Below are 18,504 nucleotides of genomic sequence, written 5' to 3'. Positions count from 1 at the left end.
AACACACACCGAAACAGCCAGAGGAACAACAATGGTCGGCAGCACGCGCACTCGCCTCACCCAGCGGAACCTGCGCGTCCCGCGGGTGGACGGCCCGGCGGGCGACAGCGTCTCGGTGGCCCGTCAGCTCGACGTGGCGCTGATGAGCGCGGGGTTCAAGGCGGCGGGCGAGCTGGTCGAGCACGTCGCGACGCTGGCCAGGCCCGTGGCGGTGGACCTGGCGATCGAGGTGCTCGGCGCCGTCCGCGAACTCGTGGGCGACCAGGTCGAGCACAACCCGTACTTCCGCGCCTTCCCGCAGGGCGTACCCGCGACCCACGCGTTCTGGCGGCAGATGCTGCGCACGGCCTCGGGGGAGTCCCGGCTCGGCCTGGGCGCGATCAACCTGCTCGCGTTCTCGACCTACGGCCGCGTCCAGCACACCTACGCCCAGATGATCGCCGAGCACGACGAGCTGGCGCCCTCGATCAAGGACCGCGTGACCGTCGTCCACCTCGGTGGCGGGTTGGACGACGAGATCACCTCGACCTACCTCGCGCTGGCCGGGTCCACCACGCCGCTGGAGGCGTCGGACCTGGTCCTGCTCGCCGATCTCGCGGCGCTGCGCGTGGACATGGTGCCCGAGTCGATGCCGGTGCGCGAGAACCGGGCGGCGGTGAACGCTGCCCGGTTGGCGGCGGGCCTGCCCTTGGTGGCCATCGACACCGTGGTCGACGTGCTGCGGGTCGCGTGCCAGGCCAGCGGCGGTGACGTGACGCTGGTCGAGTCGACCCGGTTCCGCGGGTTCCGCCGCAGTGAGCGCCGCGTGCTGATGGCGGCATTGGACCAGGTGAGCGCGAGCAAGCTCGGTGACGTCAACCGCTACTCGGGCCGGTTCAAGCGGCTCGGTGAGCGGCTGCACCCGCACGAGTACCCGGCGTTCCCCAATGCCCAGGACGTGTTCGCGGTGGCCCGTGGTGAGCGAGTTGTGCGGACGCTGGCCGCGCGGGCGGAGCTGGCGATGGCGGACGGCGAGATGGGCCAGGCGGCGCGGGTGCTCACGGCGGCTCCTGGCTTGCTGATCCGCTCGCTGGACCGGCTGCTGCGTGACGCCTCGGGTGACCAGGTCGACGAGGTCATGGCTGCCGCGGGGTCGGTGCTGGGCTCAGTGTCGGGCCGGGTGCTGTGTTCGATGCGCGAGCACCTGCGCAACCGAGCTCGGCGCGATCCCGCGCGAGTGTTCGTCAACCGCGCTGGTCGCCCCTGGATCGCGCCGGACACGCGGCCGCGACTGACGCCAGAGGTGATGCGCGCTGCCACAGGCATGTTCGATGCTGAGTTGTCTTTGCGCGTTCCGGTGTACTCGCGACTGGTGGTCGACCCGGATGTGCTGTCGGTAGCCCTGCCTTTGTCCGGTAAGGCGACCGCTGGCGGATTCGGCGTGCTCCCGCGCGGTACCCGGATGCCGATCGAGGATGGCCTGCTGCGGTTCTTCACCTACTGGCGTCAGGCTAAGGAGCGCACCGACTTCGACCTGTCCGCTTTGCTGCTGGATGAGAACTTCGAGTACGTGGACCACGTGTCATGGACGAACTACCACGGCGATGGCGCTGTCTATTCCGGCGACCTCACCGAGGCACCGGATGGTGCTACCGAGTTCATCGACGTCCCGCTGCACGCGGTCACGGCGCAGTACGTAGTCCCACAGGTGCACATCTACTCGGGGGAGAACTTCACGCAGGTCGCGGAGTCGATGTTCGGATGGATGCTGCGCAACGAGAACCAAGGAGGCGCACCGTTCGAACCGCGTACGGTCCGTACCCGCTCCGACATGCGCGGTGCGGGCCGGGTAGCGCTACCGGTCATGTTCGGCCGAGACGAGTCGGGGGAGTGGAGCGCGACCTGGCTGCACCTGTACCTGACCGGTTCGCCGCGCTTCAACCGGACGGAGGCCAACAACCTCACCACGAGCGCGCTCGCGGCCACGATCGCATACCGCGAGTACCTGACCGTTGGTCATATGGTCGACATGCTCGCGGCCAAGGCAGGCTCCGTTGTTCCGTGGCACCCTGGCCTGCGGGTCGACTCGCCGGTGACGTTCATCGGCCTACACCGACCTGACGGCCTGCCTGAGGGGTCGACGTTCATCACACTGGATCGGTTGTCGGAACTGGTGCCGCACTGAGTAAGATGCACGAACGTGAGGCCATGCGCGGGCTTCCTCCTACCCTTTCCTGGACTAGTCCGCGCACTCTCCTCGCACAGTGAGGCCATGAAGAGGCTTCCTTCTCACTCGCTCAGGACGAATCCAGCCTCTTCCCTCTCCTCACTCCTTTGCGAGGAGTCGTCCACCTGATCCCCGACTACGTCCGCTGCTTCCGCTGACCACTCCCACTGCGCGCCCGACCGTCTCGACTGTCGGCACGGGATCCGGGTGAGGAAACCCGTGCCGTCGTCGTGGAATGTCGGCGTTCTAGCAGCCACCCGGGGCCGGGTGGAGCCACGACAGCCCGCCGGAGGCGGTGTTGAGGTAGTAGTCGACGCCCCCGCCCTGGTCGGTGTAGGTGCAGAGGTCGCGTCGGCCGTCGCCGTTGAAGTCGGTCTGCCAGACGCGGTTCGGCATGGTGTTGCCGTACTGCTTGCTGATGAAGGTCACCGCGGTCGGGCCGGTTTGGCGCAGCACGAAGAAGGCGTCCGCGGGGTTGAACGTGTCGTAGTCGGTGATCACGATCTCGTTGGTGCCGTCACCGCCGAGGTCGACGACCTCGCCCATGTCGCCGCAGAGCGGGTAGTTGGTGGGATTCGGGTAGGTGTAGGTGGTCGCGGTGCCGTGCCCGCCGCCGGTCAACCCGTGGGCGATCCGCACCGAGCACGTCGACCCACCACTGGCGCCGAGGGTGACCACGTCGCCCAGCCCATCGCCGTCGACATCACCGGAGAACGGCGCGTTCCAGTCGCCCGCCTCCGCCGGGGACACCAGCGCCAGCATGAGCACCGCGGCCGCGCCGAGGGCGCCGAGGATCCGTCTGTTGGTCAAGGCTTCAGTCCTCCGTGAAGTTCGTCCGGAAGTGCCGCACCTGCGGCTAGAGCGTGTGGAAGATCCGCTTCGCCACGACACCCCGTCGTGCGCCTGCCCATCGCCTGCGTCCGTGCTGGCCGAACGTGCACCCGCCCCGAGTCCCCTCGAGCCTGGTCGCAGCCCGTCCACCCCACTCATCGCCACCAACGCCCTCCGTGTTCACCCCCTCACCCGCAGTGGCTCCAACCGGCCCCCGACCAACCGGCAAACCTCGTACACCGCGCGATCAAACGGCCCCGGTCACCTCGCCGGACCCCCTTCACGCGGGCGACGCCTGGGCCGATGTGCCGTTCGGGGCGGTCAGTCGACTCAGGCTCCAGAGCGACACATGTCCTCCGTAGTCCGCGATGGCGACTGTCTCGTCGTCGGGTGAGAGTGCGATCCGGGATATCCGGAAGGAGTGGTGGCGGCGATCCCGGCTGCCGTCATGCGGTAGTGCGAAGCGGCGGATGAGAGTGCCCGAGTCGAGACTCCACACCGTGACGATCCTGTTGTCGTCACCAGCGATGAGTACTCCGTTCTTCGTGACCGCCAATGCACCGACCCTGAACTTGCGAGAAATGTGAAACTTCGAGATCCGAGACCATCGGCGAGTCCTTCGGATTCGCACCACACCTCGGGCGCCGACTGCTATCCGACTTCCGTCGGCGGTGAATGCGACACTGTTTCCCTTGATTCGGCGACACGCTCGCCTGCCTTTGTTCATGTTCCAGAGTTCGACGCGATGGTTTCTCTGGACGGCAACCAAGTCGCGCTGGGCAGATAGTTTCAGTCCGCGTATCGGGTTCGGATTCAACTCCCATTCAGGGCGCCGGACTCGCACTGCTTTTCCGACGGGTCGATTGAGCTTCAAGTCCCATACTTGAACGGTGGTTTCGCCGGAGGTCGCAACGAGGATGCTTTCCTTCCGGAACGCCAGGGCTGAACCTCTCACCCTATCGACTCGACTTGATCCGGAATACGGCAAAGGGGTGTCACTGCCGGTTCGTCGCGGTTCGGCAGGATCTGAGAGATCCCACAGGTGTACATCCCCGCTCTCCGAGATGGCGGTAGCCAGCGTGGCGCCGTCCGTCGAGAACTCGATCGCCGGAATGCCCAGCCACCAGCCCTCCACCTTGTCTCCAACTCGTTCGCCGGTGCTCGTCTGCCACAGGTGGAATGCAACGTTGTGGTCGTCTCTGTCGAATGAGTAGTTCGATGAGGGCCAGCCCTCGGATGTGGCAAGGAGTTCACCGCTCGGACTGAACGCCATCGCTCCGACCATGCCCGCATCGCCCAGCAGGTCAACATCGGCCGGAAGGAGTGGGGCGCCCGGAGTTGGCCATTCGTCGCCCTCGTCTCGGTCGACCTCGTCATCGATCTTTCGGCTGCGCCTGGTGGGGTCTTCTCCGGATCCTTCGTCATCGCCCACCCAGGTCCGATAGATCATCAGCGGGATGACGAGTGGTGGGAAGTAGAAGACCCAGGGGAACAGGTTGTCCCCCACTTCGCCGGCCGCCCCTTGAGACCAGTTGGTGATAATGTGCCACAGTCCCGGACCTAGCCAGTAGACTATCAAGCAGGCATACCCAAGGATGAGCAATGTCATCAGTGCGAGGCCCAGCCGGGAGCGACCAATCAGGTCCAGTATCCACCCCTCTTTGCCCTTCTCGGCTCCGACGACGGTTCGGAGCGTCCATCTACATAAATGCAAACCGACGAAGATTCCCGCGCACGCTATCTCTATGTGCAGCGGATGCGGGTGGACCGAAAGAAAGGTGGAAACCAGTAGGGAGAAGCCAGCTTGTTCTCGCAAGTTCCGGTTGAACTCGTCCGCTGGTGCTCGAACTTGCTGGAGAATCGCGACAATGCCGATCAGAACCGCGACGGTGGAGAAGTTCTGAATCGGCTTCCAGCCCGTGATGCCGCCGACGATCAAGGTGGCCAAGATGACCCAGAGCAGGTAAGCGACCGAGTTTCTGGTCTCTTTCCAGTTTCTGGGGCTCCCCGACCTGGACTGAGCAGGCACTGCCGGGCTTCCTCCCAGCCGAGCCAGCACTGTCTTCGCGGCAGCTAGGCACGTACTTGTCGCCGTTGCCATGACGAAAGCCGCCACGAACAGCGCCAATACACAGAGAATTACCAACTCGCGACTGTTGACCGTGAGCGGGCCGACGGCAAACTTCACCTGCTCCAGAAATCCCGAATGCACACGGTGATCATACTTGCGGCGGTTCCGCTCCCCTGGGAGCGAACGACGGCGAAACGGCAGTCGTAGCATGTACGATGCACCAGCCATCGTGGTCGCCCTGGAGGGACTGGTGCGGTGCAGGACATGGGCAGCTTCCAACGTCAGTTCGGCGAGCTCGCGGCGAATGTGGAGAGCTTCGTGCGCGGGGGTACCCGCGCGGTCCGGCTGACCATCGTGTGCCTGCTGGCCGAGGGGCACGTGCTGCTGGAAGGAGTGCCCGGCGTCGCGAAGACGTCGCTGGCGAAGGCCATCGCGCGTTCGGTGGCGGGAGCGCGGGTCACCAGGGTGCAGTTCACCCCCGACCTGCTGCCGTCCGACGTCACCGGCGCCGAGGTGTACGACCAGCGCACCGGGCGGTTCGAGTTCCGCGAGGGCCCGGTGTTCGCGAACATCGTGCTCGGCGATGAGATCAACCGGGCGTCGCCGAAGACCCAGTCCGCGCTGCTGGAGGTCATGGCGGAGCGGCAGGTCACCGTCGCGGGGGAGCCGCGCGAGGTGCCGTGGCCGTTCTTGACCATCGCGACGCAGAACCCCGTCGAGCACCAGGGGACCTACCAGCTGCCGGAGGCGCAGCTCGACCGCTTCATGATGCGGGTGCGGATGGGCTACCCGGATCCGCGCAGCGAGCGCGAGGTGGTGACCAATGGCGTCCACCGGCGGGTGCCCGAGGAACTCGCCCCGGTGCTACAGCTGTCCGACCTCATGGGGATGATCAAGACCGTGGGGCTCGAAGTGCACGTGTCCCCGGAGCTGGTGGACTACGTCACGACGATCACCGAGGCCACTCGGGGCCACAAGGACGTCGTGCTGGGGGCTAGTCCGCGCGGTGGCATCGCGCTCGCTACCGCCGCGCAGGCATACGCCGCCGCCGAAGGGCGGTCGTACGTGCTGCCTGAGGACGTTCGCGAAGTCGCGGTACCGGTGCTCGCGCATCGACTGATGCTGACGCCCGAAGCCAGGGTCGCTCGACGCGACCCGGAGGAGATCGTGTCGGCCATCGTCGCCGGGGCGCCGATGCCGTCGGGCGGCAGGGGCCGATGACCCGACGCGGCTGGGTCATGGTGGTGACCGGGGTCGTCCTGGTGACCGCCGGGGTGCTGGCCGACTACCCCGAGCTCGTGGTGATCGGTCTGGCCGCGCTCGCCGCGGTAGGCATGGCTGCGGTGTGGATGATCCGTGGCGCGCGCCTGTCCGTCCGCCGCACCGACCTGCCCGACCGGGTCGCTGAGGGTACGCCAGTGCCGGGTCGCTTGACGGTGCGCAACGAGGGCGCGCGGCGCAGCCTCCCGCTGGTGGTCACCGACGTGGTCGCCGGGACCGCCGTGCACGTGGCGCTACCGAGCCTGTCCGGCGGAGAAGAGCACCACGCCGACTACGTGATCCCCGCTCTGCCGAGGGGAGTGCACCGCGTGCCACCGCTGGTGGTGGGGCAGTCCGACCCGCTGCGGCTGATGCGCCGGGACCACGTGCTCGGCCAGGAGTGGCACCTGCGCGCGTACCCCAGGTGGGTACCGATCACCCCACCGCCCACGGGCGGTCCTCGCGACCTGGAAGGACCGACATCGAGCAGTTCGCCGCAGGGCGGGGTCGCCTTCCACAGCTTGCGCGCGTACCAGCCCGGTGACGACTGGCGGTTGGTGCACTGGCGGTCCACCGCGCGGGCAGGCCAACTCCTGGTGCGCCACAATGTGATCCCCGACGAACCCCGGCACCTCGTCGTGCTGGACACCGATCCGCGGGCGTACGTCGACGACGCCTTCGAGAGCGCGGTCCGGGTTGCCGCGTCGCTCTGCGTCTCGGCGAGTCGCGCGGGTCAACCGGTTGAGTTGCGCAGCACGGATCCCATGTGCCCCTGCGAGCCAGTCGACACGTGGTCGGCCAACGAGATCGTCGGGCTCGACCGCTTGGCCACGGTGTTCCCCGCCGCGCCGAGGCCGTTCGCGGAACTCGTCGACGACATCGCCTCCAGTGACCGTGGTGTCGTGCTCACGATCGTGACCGGCTCTGGCGGCGCGCGGGCCGCGGAAGCATCGGCCGTGCGGGCGGCGTTCTTGCTCTGCTGCCTCGTCGAGATCGGCCGGTCGCGATCGGCACCGGTGGAGGGAGTCGTCCAGGTCACCGCTACCGACGTGCACGATTTCGCGGCGAACTGGACCGTGCTGGTGGGCCGGTGATGAGGGCCAGGGTCGCTGCCGCCGCTGAGGTCGTCCTGTGCCTCGGCACCGTCGCCCCCGGTGTACTCCTCTACCTCGACTTCTTCGCCACGGCGGCATACCTGGCCCCAGTCGCCGTAGCCGCGTCGACCGCGGCGCTGGCCGGTGTGTGGCGGTACGGGCCTTGGCGCACCGTCGGCTTCGCGGTGACGGCGTTCGCGGTCGCCGTCACATGGGTCTACCGCGACACCACCTCCTACGGGTTGCCGACCGGCGACACCGCGAAGGCGGTCGTCGGTGGCGTGGCCAGCGGGTGGACCAGCATGTTGTCGGTGGGCTTGCCCGCTGACAGCGAGCCAGACCTGGTGATCACCCCGGTGCTGTGCACGTGGTGCGCGGTCTACGCGGCCGTCGCGATCGCGACGCGCACCAGGCAGGCGCTGGCGCCTGCGGTTCCCGGGTTGATCGCATTCGTCGTCGCCCTGCTGTTCAGCAAGGGGGAGCCGCACCTCCTGCTCGCGGCGGGCTTCGTGCTGGCGAGCCTGGCACTTGTCCTGCTCCGGTCAGACCGCTTCGATACCGCTGAGCGCTCTGGCGGCGGGCTCGCCTTCGGAGTCCCCGTCATCGTCTGCGTCGCCACACTCGGCGCGGCCGTCGCCTGGGCGGTTCCGGTCGCCACCGGCGAGGACCGGTTCGACCCGCGCACACTGCGCCCGCCACCGGTCACCCTCTCCACCGATCTCACCCCACTGGCCCGGGTCAAGGCCCAACTGCGCGAACCGGCCCCGCGCCCGCTGTTCGACATCGAGGTCGACGGCGCTGAGCAGTCGCTGGTCCGCACCTCCGCCCTCGACGACTACGACGGCGTCACCTGGAGCAGTGACGACCCCTACCTGTTCGCGGGCACCCGACTCTCGGCGAACACCGCCCCGGCCGCGGTGACTGTCTCGGCGCGAGTTCGCGTCGAGGGGTTGCCCGGCCCGTTCCTGCCCACGTTCGGTCGCCCCGTCAGCCTCGACGTGCCCGACCGCGGCGAGCGTCGGCTGGCGTTCAACTCCCGCTCTGGTGTCCTTGTCTGCCCGGAACCATCCCTGCGTGGCCTGACCTACTCCTTCAGCGCCGACGCCGATGTCCGCGACGACAGCCTCGCCCAATCGCTCCCCGGCCCCGGCTCCACCGACCTCCCGGACGACCTGCCTACCGAACTCCGGCAGCTAGCCAAGGACCTCACGCGCGACGCGACCACCCTCTACGGCAAGGTGACCGCGCTCGAGCGTTCTCTGCGGCGGCTGCCCTACGACCTCGCCGCCGCACCCGGGCACTCCCTCGCCCGCCTGAAGACGATGCTCGTGGGCGAGCCCGGCACGAGTCCCGGGGCCTACGCCGAGCAGCACGCCGCCGCTTTCGCCGTGCTGGCACGCGCGATCGGCGTGCCGAGCAGGGTCGCGGTCGGCTATCGGCTGCACGATCCGACCTCGGGCACCTACCACGTCACAAGCCATGACGCGCACGCTTGGGCGGAGGTCATGTTCGCCGATCGCGGTTGGGTGGCGTTCGACCCGACCGACCCGACCCGCACGGAGTCAACCCCGCCCGGGAACCCCGATCCCGCCGTGATCGCAGGCCCGGCGCAACCGAACCCACCCACGGTTGACCCCAGGACGACGCCGACGGGCGGGGAGAACGGCCGACCCGGTGGTGGCTGGCAGGGCCTCATCCGCGCCACCGCCGTGGTCACGATCGGCGCGGTCGCGCTGGCCGTCTCGGCGGCAGTGGGAATCGCCTGCGTCAAGGCGGTGCGCTCGCGCCGCAGGCGGGCTGCCGGCGGAGCGGCCGGTGTCATCGCCGCCTGGCGCGAGATCCTCGACCGGTTCGCCGAACGCGGATCGTGGCCGCCGATCACCTCGACGCCACAGGAGGTCGCGGCGCAACTGGACGATGAGGGTCTCGCCGCGGTGGCGGCCCTGGTCACCGTCGCCATCTACGCGCCGCACGAACTCGACGAGTCGGCGGCGGCGCGGGCGTGGGCCGTGGAGGCCAAGTACCGCCGCCCGTCGACCCCGCGCGGGGTCATCGCACTTGTCGACCCCCGACCGCTGTTGGCAGACCGCCGCGAGACCCGGCAACGGCAAGCGGCCCTGAGAGCACTGGGAACGGTATGAGAACGCTGCACCGGTTCCGCGTCCCGTTGGCCGTCGCGGCCGCGCTCGCCGCGGTCACCGGCATCGTCTTCGTCGGATCGGACGGCAACTACCCCGCGAGCGGTGTGGCCATGCGACCGGGGACCATCTGGCTGGCCTCGAGCAAGGCCGGGCAGCTGACCCTGCTCGACGGCGGGGCCGCCCAGATCGCCGCGCACGTTCCCGTGTCGGCCAAGGGGAGCGACCTGCGCGCCACCCAGCACGGGCAGACCGGCTACGCGGTCGATCGCGGCACCGGGACCGTGACCAGGATCGACGGCGCCACCCTGGCTGTGTCCAAGCCGGTCGCGGTGCTGCCCGAGGCGAGCAGCGGGTTGTCGGCCATCGCCTCGTCGGGGTCGGTGTACGTGGTCGACGAGACCAGCGGTCTGCTGGCCGACGCCGATCCGCGAACCCTGCAGGGCCGCGGGCGACCGGAGCCCCTGTCGTCGACCACCGACAACACCGTCCTCGCCGCGGATGGCACACTCTGGATCGGCGACAAGTCCCGCGGCGAGGTCAGTTGGTTCTCCACCGGTCACCTGCGCAAACGCCGCCAAGCGGGCAGCACCGACAAGAGCAGTCTCACCGTGTCCGGCGGGGTGCCCGTCCTGGTCGACCCCGTTCGCCGCACTGCGGAACGACTGGACTCGACCACCGGCGAGACTGACGCGGAGGTCGCACTCGACCTCCGCCTGGAAGACACGGTGGTGGCGGGTCGGTCGTCGTCGACGGACCGGCTGCTCCTGTCCCTCGGCACCAGGGGACTGCTGCTGGTCTGCTCGTTCGCGACCGCGTCGTGCACACCCGTTCCGCTGGGCGCCCCTGGCGCCGACCTCGGACCGGCGGTTGGCGTTGGTGATCGCGCCTTTGTCCCCGACTACACGACCGGCAAGGTGTGGGTGGTCGACCTGTCGGGTGCCCGGATCGTGAAGAGCCAGGACCTGTTCCCCGGCGGTGTCCACTTCGAACTCCTCGAGCGCGACGGCATCGTCTTCTACAACGACCGCGACAGCGAACGCGCGGGCGTGGTGGACTGGGACGGCGGGATCCGGGAGGTGTCCAAGTACGACCCCGTCCGGCCTGACTCCGGCCCACCGCTCATCGCCCAGCCGGGCGACCTGCCGACGAAACCGAACAGTGCCGACCCACCCCGGCACGACCCGGAGAGGCCACCTGACGCGAAGGGCCCCGAGGTCGAACAGCCCGGGGGCGAGTCCGATCCTCGTCCGCCGACGGGGATCGGACTCCCGCCGCTCGTGAGGGACCCGACGGTGTCGATCACGGTACGGCCGCGGGACCGGGCTGTGGTGGGGGAGGCGTTGGAGTTCGAGGCCAGGGTCGACGGTGTGGACGCCATCGCCACCGCCCAGTGGACCTTCGGCGACGGGGAAGTGGCGCGAGGCGTTGCGGTGCGGCACGCGTGGTCGAGGCCCGCGACGTTCCAGGTCACGCTCGCGGCGACGTTGGTCAGTGGCCGGGTGCCGCCTGCGGTGTCGATGACGGTGCCGGTCGACCCCCCGCGCCAGCCACCGCGGATCGTCCGGCTCGCTGTCCGCGCCGCGGCCCCGCAGGTGGGGGACCCGGTGACGTTCTCGGCCGAGGTCAGCGGTGCCCAGCCCACGGGTTGGGCGTGGCAGGTGAGCGGACCCACGGGCACGGAGACGTCCGCGACGTCCGCCCAGTTCCGTCACACGTTCCGCACGCCGGGCCAGTACACGGCGGCACTCGTGGTGGCGGCGGGCGCAGAGCAGGACCGCGCCACGACGGAGTTCACCGTCGTCCCAGACCCGGTGTGCGGTACGACAGTCCAGGTCAGCGTCACCGTCCGCACGGACTTGGAGTGCGGCACTCCGGAAGGCTTGATCGTCGCGGGCAACGACATCGTGCTCGACTTGGGCGGGCACACGATCTCCGGGGAGCGCACCGCCCAGCCGAACACGGCGATCAAGGCAGACGGACCGGTCCGCAATCTCACGATCCGCAACGGCGCGGTGGTGAACGTGGCCCTGCTCCTTGACCTCGGAGATGGGGGCGAGGCTTCGCTGAACAACGTGTCCCTCTCCGCGCCAACCGGCACGCGCCTGGTGAACGGGCGGTCCACCAGGTTGACCTTCACCGACTCCCAGGTGGGCGGCACGGACGCACGGTGCGGGTACTGCGTCTTCACCCGCACGAGCATCTCGTTCAACGAGTTCCACTGCGATGGACCCAACTCGGCGATGATCATCGAGAACGGCGACGTTCCCGTCCATGCCACGGCCTTCGGCGCTGGATGTGACTCGACCGTGGTCAAGAACAGCAGGAAGGTGTTCACCTTCTACATCGGTGGCAACCACCTTGAGATCACCCACAGCGTCGTCGACGGCGCGACCATCGAGTCCCACGACTACCAGATCGTGAACAGCGAGTTCTTCGCCGCGGGTGCGGGATTGGCCGCCATCCACCTCACCAGCGGCGATGGGGTGATCGCCCACAACACCATCCACGACGGCAACGGGTGCGGGATCTACGCCCAGGTGGATCCCGGTGAACGCGTGGACATCGTCATCGACGACAACGACATCATCATGAACGGTGCGGGTTCCTGTCAGGACGGCATCAGGATCGACGCCCAACAGCCGACTGGGGTCGTCATCCGCGACAACCGCTTGACGAACAACGACGGGTACGGGGTGAATGCCATGCCGGGCACCGTTGTCGACGGTGGCGGCAACGTGTCCAGGGGCAACCCGCTGGGCTGCCGAGGCGTGGTCTGCTCCTAGCTGAAGCGTTGCTTCGCGTACCGCTCGACGCCCTGCGCCGCCGCAGTCGCGTCCCACCTCGGCGGGCGGGCGCGCAGCCTGTTCAGGACGCGGCTGGCCACCGTCGTCCTGCCCCGCGCCAGGTCCCGGGCGAACTCCCCGAGCGAGGTCGTGCCCAGGTGGTGGTACTCCAGGAGACTGCGCAGGTACTCGTACTCCTCGAACACCCGCTCGAAGTCCATCCGGCTCGTGAAAGACGGTGCCAACACCGTCCGCAGATGTGCGCTCACCGTCCCGTTCGGCAGCACCTTCAACGGATCCACCACCCGCCACAGCGCCAGCGTGCGGAGCAGGTCTTGGTCGACCAGCAACTGGTCGACCAAGACCTCGTCCTTGCGGTACAACGCCGCGATGCCCACCGCGTATCCCGCGAGGAGACCTGGATATGCCCGCACGGGCAGCAACGCCCTGGGCATCGGCGGCCCGACCGACGTCCGCGTGGCCAACAGTTCGACAACCACCTCGATCCCGTCGTGCTCAGCCAAGTCCCGGGCGATCGCGGTGATCAGCGGCCGCAACACGAGGTCGTAGTCGTCAAGCCGTTCGGCCAGGTCCACGCGTGGTTTCTGTTCGATCTCGCTGACCGCCAACACAGTCGCGGCCAACGACGCGTCCTCGCGGCTCGGGGGTGCGACCGGCGAGACCGGCGGGACAGGTGTCCCGTCGTAGCGCGGGTTCCGGCTCAACGCCAGCCCTGCCACGCTGCCGACGATGGACTGGATCGGCTTCGGGTACGCCCGTTGCCTGGCCTGCGACACCAGCCTCGGGTACAGCTCCCCGAACGTCGAGTACGCCTGCCCGCTCGGCGTCCCTTCGCGGAGCAGGTCCAACAACATCCCGGTGAACGCCGTGTTCCGCGCCCCGGGCGAGGCCAGCGCCTTGCTGTTGCGCGGAACCGCCGCCAGCACGTAGGTGCCGCTGATATCGATCTCCCCCTGCCACGACTCCGGGTCGTCGCCCGCCATTGTCGAGACCGCCCGCCCGGCGAAGCAGCTGTCGATGATCACGACCCGGTTGTCCGCGGGGCACATTTCGGTCAACAGCTCGCGCACCAGGTCGTATGCGAGCGCGCTGACCTTCAATGCGTCCACGTCGGTCCCCGCGAGGCACAGGTGCAGATCGCCGCGCTGGTCCACCCGCCCGTGGCCCGCGAAGTAGAGCACGAACGTATCCGTACTCTCCCGTGCCGCGGCCGCGATCCTGCGGTACACGGAGACACCGTCCACCGGATCGAGCACGACCTCGCACCGATCCGCAGGCAGCCCACCGTATGCCGGGTCGATCAACAGGGCCCGCAGGTCCTCCAGGTTGCGCCGCACCGCAGGCAGGTCAACCAACTCCGCCGAGCTGTACTCACTCGCCCCCACCAGGACCACCCGCGACGAAGCGGGATCAGGCAACCGCACGCCTGATCATCACCCAGTCCAGCCCGGAGCACCAGCCCTACCTGTCCGCGCTGCCGTGTTCATGGTCCGGAAGGTCGTCGGACTGGTGACAATGCCACTGAACCTGACGCGCATCGGCGGCCGTGAGGTCCTCGGGGGCGGTGAGCGCGACCGCGAAGCAGGCTGTCTACCAGGCGATGGCTCCGTTGTCGTCGAAGAAGCCGCCAGTCGGGCCGTCGTCGTCGAGGGTGCCCAGGTGTACGGCGATAGCGGCGCCTTGGGCCGCGGTGCGGTGGCCTGCGTGGTTGTTGAGGTCGGTGGCGCAGTAGCCAGGGCAGGCCGCGTTGACGCGGAGGTTCGGTTCGACCTTGGCGTAGAGGACGGTGACGGCGTTGAGGGCGGTCTTGGACGGGACGTAGGCGAGCGAGTCCGGTGTCTGACTGGTCGCCATGCCCGCGAGCGAGCCGACGCCGCTGGACATGTTGACGATGCGGCCGTGGGCGGACGCGCGCAACAGCGGGAGCATGGCGTCGGTGACGGCGATGACGCCGAAGACGTTGGTGTTGAAGACATCCCGGACGCTGGCGAGGTCGGCGTGCCCCGGGCCGTTCATCATGCCGCCGGTGATGCCCGCGTTGTTGATGAGGATGTCGAGTCGGTCGAGGCTGGCGGCGGCCCGCTCGATCGAGGCCGGGTCGGTCACGTCCAACTGGAGGAACCGCGCGCCGGTGTCGGCGGCGGCCTTCTCGCCCCGCTCGGCGTCGCGCGCACCGAGGTAGACGGTCAGGCCGCGATCGACGAGCTGCCTCACGATCTCCAGGCCGATTCCCTTGTTGGCCCCGGTTACCAGTGCTGTGGTCATGTGTTCCACTGTCGACGCTGGTGGGCGCGCCGTCCAAGACCGGTTGGGTCAGAATTGATACCCTGTAGGTATGGATTCGCGGGAGCTGACGTACTTCGTCGCGGTCGCCGAGGAGCTCAACTTCGGTCGAGCGGCGACCAGGTTGGGCATCGCGCAACCACCCCTGTCGCGCACCATCCAGCAGTTGGAGCGGCGCTTGGGCATCACCCTGTTCACCCGCACGAGCCGCTCGGTGGCCTTGACCGCGGCAGGCGAAGTGTTGCTGTACGAGGGAAAGCGGGCCTTGGAGGCACTGACGGCAGCCGGGCGACGCGCGCAGCGCGCGGGCGATCCCGGGTTGGTGCTGGCGATGAAGGCGACCATCGACGGTGACCTGTTGGAGAAGATCCTCGCCCAGTTCGCGGCCGATCCGGCGGCGGTCGAGGTGGAGGTGCGCATCGGCGGCATCGGCGAGCAAGCGATGCTGCTGCGCGCGGGCGAGGCGGACGCGGCCCTGCTGCGGCTACCCCACGAGGACGCGGACGGGTTGGCCTACGAGGAGCTGCTGACCGAGCCCGATGTCGCGGTGCTGCCCCGCACCCACCGCCTGGCGGTCCGCGACTCCATCACCATGTCCGACCTCGACGGCGAACAACTTCCCTACTGGCCGGGCTCCCCACCCAACGGCGGCCCACTGGTCCGCGACGCGGCCCAGTTGATGCAGCTCATCTCCCTGGGCCGCACGGTCGCCCTGCTGCCCGCCTCCGTCCAACACCACCTGCGCACCGACCTGACCACCGTCCCCGTCACCGGCGCCGCCACCACGACCCTGGTCATAGCCTGGTCGCCCGACGCACGCTCGCACTCCTTGGCCGCACTAGTCCAAGCCGCCGTGACCGCGTCCCCATCGGCTGGTCCATTCCGATCCACGCGGACGGGTTGATCACCAAGATCCCCCCGGTTGCGCCAGGGGCAGCGGCTTCCGCATGGCGACGCGGGTTGGGTATGCCTCCGCCACCTCGACCAGGCTGTGTGCGCGGTGACCGTGCAATGATCTTCGATGATCACAAGGGTGTCGGCACAGGTGGGGGTCCTCGGGTGAGGGCGTTCGGCAAGTGGTGTGCCGTCGCCACAGCGGTGGTTCTCGCGGGCGGTTGCGGCAGCCCCCAGCCACCAGCGGTCGCTCCCACGTTCGGAATGCACTTGGGAGGGCGGGTAAGGGGTGCGGCTGGTGCTGACGCTCTTCGACGGGGTCGACCGGGTCGCCGAGGAGTTCGGCCAGCCGGGACGATGGCTGTACCTGGCCGCCGCCGAGGTGCGGGGACAGCCCGCAGTGGTCGCCTCGCACGAGAACAACCCGCCCGTTGCCGGGTGTTCGGTAGTGGTCCGAGTGGCCGAGCAGCAGTCGGTGCAGGCCGAGTTGTCGGTCGACCCGGCTGACCCGACATTCCCCGTCTGTGCCAAGGCCCGGATGGTGGCGGAGTCGGTGGTCGGGCGGTTGGCCAGTTGAGGCGGGCCTGCTGACCCCGGTGCTGGCGCACCACCACACCGAGAGACAGCCGCCGCACTTGGTGATGCCCTCGGGCCGTCACCTGCCGACGCGAGTGGCAGTGCTGCGGTGCTGCGGGAGAGTCTTCTCGATCATCGCGTTCACTTCTTCACCCTTCCCCCAGCCCAGGCGCAGCACGGCTCCCTGGAGTTTCGGCGCTGGCATCGCTGTTCAGCCGTGCAGCCCGGATGGCAGTTCACGAACGTGTGCTTTTGCGGGCGATGCTTCGGCGAATGCGTTCCAGAGGAGGTTGAGGGGGTGGTCGGGGATGTAGTGGGTGCGTTCGTGTTTGCGGGTGAAGATGCCGGTGACGATTTCAAGGTGGGGGTGGTAGTCGTCGGCGAGCGTGAGTTTGCGGAGGTCTTGGCCGGGGAGTTGGCCGTTGAGGGCGGCGTCGGCGACGCGCTCGGTGGTGAGGAGGTTGAGGCCGTGATTGAGCCTTGGCCGGCCTGTGCGCGGCGGACCGCCACCACCAACTCGACACCGAGATCCTGCCCGCCCTACGCGAAGCTGCCGTGGTGGTGTGCGACCGGTATCTCGCCTCCACGATGCCGTTGACTGCGACGGGACGCCGTTGCAGTGCGTTGCGTAAAGAGCCGTCATGTGTGAACTATGTACGACATAGCGCGTCGACCTGCGGAAATGACATTTTGCAGGTCAACGTGCGCATGTTAGGAGGTGTTGAATGCGGTCCAGAGCAGTTCGACGTGCATTTCTGCTCCTCCGTCGATCCCACTCTGCTCCCTGCCGAAGGCGTTCGTGATCTTGTGATCGTGTTCCCTGGTGTCGAGTTCCTCGCAGTCAGGCTGTGACGATAGACTCATCACCATGACCGAAGCAGCTCCGGCGAGCGTGCCGGGCAAGATCGAAATTGGCAACGCGCAAGACGTCCTCGGCGCGTTCGGCTTGCGCCAGCCACAGCATCGCGAACGGTCGGCCCTCACCCTGCTCGCACTTGCCTGCCTGAGTCCTGGTCAAGCATGGTCTGAAGCTTCAGCGCCTCGCATGCGCACGCGCGAGATCATGGAATGGACCCAAGCCGAGTACGGAGTGGCTTACGCGCCGAATACTCGGGAGACCATACGCAGATATATACTGAGCGATTTCGTCGAGGCAGGTCTAATCGCCGAAAACCCTGATAGCCCGAGTCGGCCGGGCAACAGTCCTAATTGGTGCTATCAGCTTCGAGAGGGCGCGCTCAATGTTCTTCGCAAGTACGGGAGCGCGGCATTTGCGAAGGAAGCCAGCAGCTACGCCGCCTCGATCATTGATTCTCTAGAAAGAGGGCGAGAACTCGCAATCGCGACCAATCGCGATGCTATTCTCAGAGGTCTGGTTGAAAGTGCTGGTGGTCTGCGCGCAGCTGAAGCGGCAGTCATCGAAGGTCGGCGCAGAGTGCTTGTGGAGTTGCGGGCGCTCCTCGCCATGCCAGATGCAACCGAGACCGCGATGCAGAAGATCCTGGAGAACAATTATTGGGTCTTTGGAGGACAATATGTGGCCATCTCGCCACGGCGGGGCCTCGTTCCTATGCAGCAGCACGACATCCTATTGGTGACGGCAGATAAGAGTCTGACGATCGTCGAGCTCAAAGGGCCGTGCGACCCCTTGCTCGCACGGCCAAGAGAAAGGCACCTCACTGTCTCGGCATCGGTCAACGATGCTGTTGGTCAGTCCATGAACTACTTGCGTTCGATGGATGAATTTGGACTCTCGATGCGCACCGCCGCCTCGGATGAACTGGGATTGGACTACGACTTCCGTCGAGCGGATGCACTTGTGGTTATCGGAAATCGGGATCACCCCGCCAAAACCGACGCCGAGCGGGCGCAGATGGATCGGGTGCTGCGTACGTACAATTCACATCTCTCACGAATTAGGGTGCTGACGTACACCGACTTGCTTGATACGGCCGAGCGGACACTTCAATTTGATAGCTAGAGTGGAAGCGTTCAGTTGTTGGCAGATTTTGATTTCAGGGGCGTTCGACGGTATGCGGGCGGCGCCGATCTTCCACAGCGCCGCTATAGTCGGCGCTGTGGGAAGCGACGCCGTTCGACAGGTGAGGGAGCGTTAGCAGTCCGAGACGGGGAGTGGACGCCAAGTCTGGCCAATTGCGAAATTCAGTTTATGGCGCACCTTGACCTCAAGGGGTCATTGCGCCGCCGTGTTTGACCAGTAGTTCGTTGAGTTTCTCGATGGGTTTGTGCCAGTCGAGGGTCTGTCGGGGCCGTCCGTTGAGTTCGCGGGCCACCTCGTCGAGGTGGGCCTGGGAGTGAACCGAGAGATCGGTGCCTTTCGGGA

The 18,504-nt window shown here is 67.6% G+C and carries 14 protein-coding genes; 10 read left to right on the top strand and 4 right to left on the bottom strand.

The features are described 5' to 3' along the window. Positions 1 to 31: 31 nt before the first annotated feature. Complete coding sequence (locus tag CLV68_RS32935) at positions 32 to 2,164, top strand: TerD family protein (RefSeq protein ID WP_121394954.1); 2,133 nt, start codon at positions 32 to 34, stop codon at positions 2,162 to 2,164. 288 nt (positions 2,165 to 2,452) lie between these two features. On the opposite strand, the gene CLV68_RS32930 is transcribed toward CLV68_RS32935, so the two are convergent. Further along, positions 2,453 to 3,016, bottom strand: a complete 564-nt coding sequence (locus CLV68_RS32930; protein ID WP_121394953.1) for a hypothetical protein — start codon at positions 3,014 to 3,016, stop codon at positions 2,453 to 2,455. 301 nt (positions 3,017 to 3,317) lie between these two features. Continuing rightward, the gene (locus CLV68_RS33605) at positions 3,318 to 5,249 is read right to left on the bottom strand and encodes a WD40 repeat domain-containing protein (RefSeq protein ID WP_147460261.1); all 1,932 of its coding nucleotides are present in this window, start codon (positions 5,247 to 5,249) and stop codon (positions 3,318 to 3,320) included. A gap of 123 nt (positions 5,250 to 5,372) precedes the next feature. Here CLV68_RS33605 and CLV68_RS32925 point away from each other — a divergent pair, with 123 nt between their 5' ends. From CLV68_RS32925 to CLV68_RS32910, 4 genes are read left to right on the top strand one after another with little or no spacing between them, the layout of a single operon-like run. Beyond that, a complete protein-coding gene (locus tag CLV68_RS32925) occupies positions 5,373 to 6,329 on the top strand; it encodes an AAA family ATPase (protein WP_121394952.1) in 957 nt (318 codons plus the stop codon). Further along, positions 6,326 to 7,462: a DUF58 domain-containing protein gene (locus CLV68_RS32920; RefSeq protein WP_121394951.1), complete on the top strand. Its 1,137-nt coding sequence runs from the start codon at positions 6,326 to 6,328 to the stop codon at positions 7,460 to 7,462. The genes CLV68_RS32925 and CLV68_RS32920 overlap by 4 nt, the downstream gene beginning before the upstream one ends. Beyond that, the gene (locus tag CLV68_RS32915; protein WP_121394950.1) at positions 7,462 to 9,603 is read left to right on the top strand and encodes a transglutaminase TgpA family protein; all 2,142 of its coding nucleotides are present in this window, start codon (positions 7,462 to 7,464) and stop codon (positions 9,601 to 9,603) included. Before CLV68_RS32920 ends, CLV68_RS32915 begins: the two co-directional genes overlap by 1 nt. Next, positions 9,600 to 12,386 (top strand): right-handed parallel beta-helix repeat-containing protein, encoded by a 2,787-nt coding sequence (locus CLV68_RS32910; protein ID WP_121394949.1) that lies wholly within the window; start codon positions 9,600 to 9,602, stop codon positions 12,384 to 12,386. Before CLV68_RS32915 ends, CLV68_RS32910 begins: the two co-directional genes overlap by 4 nt. Here the strand turns inward: CLV68_RS32910 and CLV68_RS32905 are convergent. Together CLV68_RS32905 and CLV68_RS32900 are read right to left on the bottom strand one after the other, a co-directional pair. Beyond that, positions 12,383 to 13,801, bottom strand: a complete 1,419-nt coding sequence (locus CLV68_RS32905; protein ID WP_425454897.1) for a caspase family protein — start codon at positions 13,799 to 13,801, stop codon at positions 12,383 to 12,385. The genes CLV68_RS32910 and CLV68_RS32905 overlap by 4 nt on opposite strands. Positions 13,802 to 13,997: 196 nt before the next feature. Beyond that, the gene (locus CLV68_RS32900) at positions 13,998 to 14,672 is read right to left on the bottom strand and encodes an SDR family oxidoreductase (protein ID WP_211346860.1); all 675 of its coding nucleotides are present in this window, start codon (positions 14,670 to 14,672) and stop codon (positions 13,998 to 14,000) included. Positions 14,673 to 14,742: 70 nt separating this feature from the next. On the opposite strand from CLV68_RS32900, the gene CLV68_RS32895 reads away from it, so the two are divergent. The 5 genes from CLV68_RS32895 to CLV68_RS32875 all read left to right on the top strand — a co-directional run bounded on the left by CLV68_RS32895 (position 14,743) and on the right by CLV68_RS32875 (position 18,141). Continuing rightward, a complete protein-coding gene (locus tag CLV68_RS32895) occupies positions 14,743 to 15,594 on the top strand; it encodes a LysR family transcriptional regulator (RefSeq protein ID WP_121394946.1) in 852 nt (283 codons plus the stop codon). A 288-nt stretch (positions 15,595 to 15,882) separates the two neighbouring features. Further along, positions 15,883 to 16,161: a DUF3558 family protein gene (locus tag CLV68_RS32890; protein ID WP_170224730.1), complete on the top strand. Its 279-nt coding sequence runs from the start codon at positions 15,883 to 15,885 to the stop codon at positions 16,159 to 16,161. Between the two features lie 297 nt (positions 16,162 to 16,458). Then, complete coding sequence (locus tag CLV68_RS34435) at positions 16,459 to 16,758, top strand: hypothetical protein (RefSeq protein WP_170224729.1); 300 nt, start codon at positions 16,459 to 16,461, stop codon at positions 16,756 to 16,758. Further along, on the top strand, positions 16,641 to 17,012 hold the full coding sequence (locus tag CLV68_RS32880) for a hypothetical protein (protein WP_121394944.1): 372 nt from the start codon (positions 16,641 to 16,643) through the stop codon (positions 17,010 to 17,012). The genes CLV68_RS34435 and CLV68_RS32880 overlap by 118 nt, the downstream gene beginning before the upstream one ends. A gap of 16 nt (positions 17,013 to 17,028) precedes the next feature. Continuing rightward, the gene (locus CLV68_RS32875; protein ID WP_121394943.1) at positions 17,029 to 18,141 is read left to right on the top strand and encodes a Shedu anti-phage system protein SduA domain-containing protein; all 1,113 of its coding nucleotides are present in this window, start codon (positions 17,029 to 17,031) and stop codon (positions 18,139 to 18,141) included. Positions 18,142 to 18,504 lie beyond the last annotated feature (363 nt).

Source organism: Actinokineospora cianjurensis (genome assembly GCF_003663795.1).
Classification (GTDB): domain Bacteria; phylum Actinomycetota; class Actinomycetes; order Mycobacteriales; family Pseudonocardiaceae; genus Actinokineospora; species Actinokineospora terrae.
This window is presented reverse-complemented; position numbering and strand designations above follow the sequence as displayed.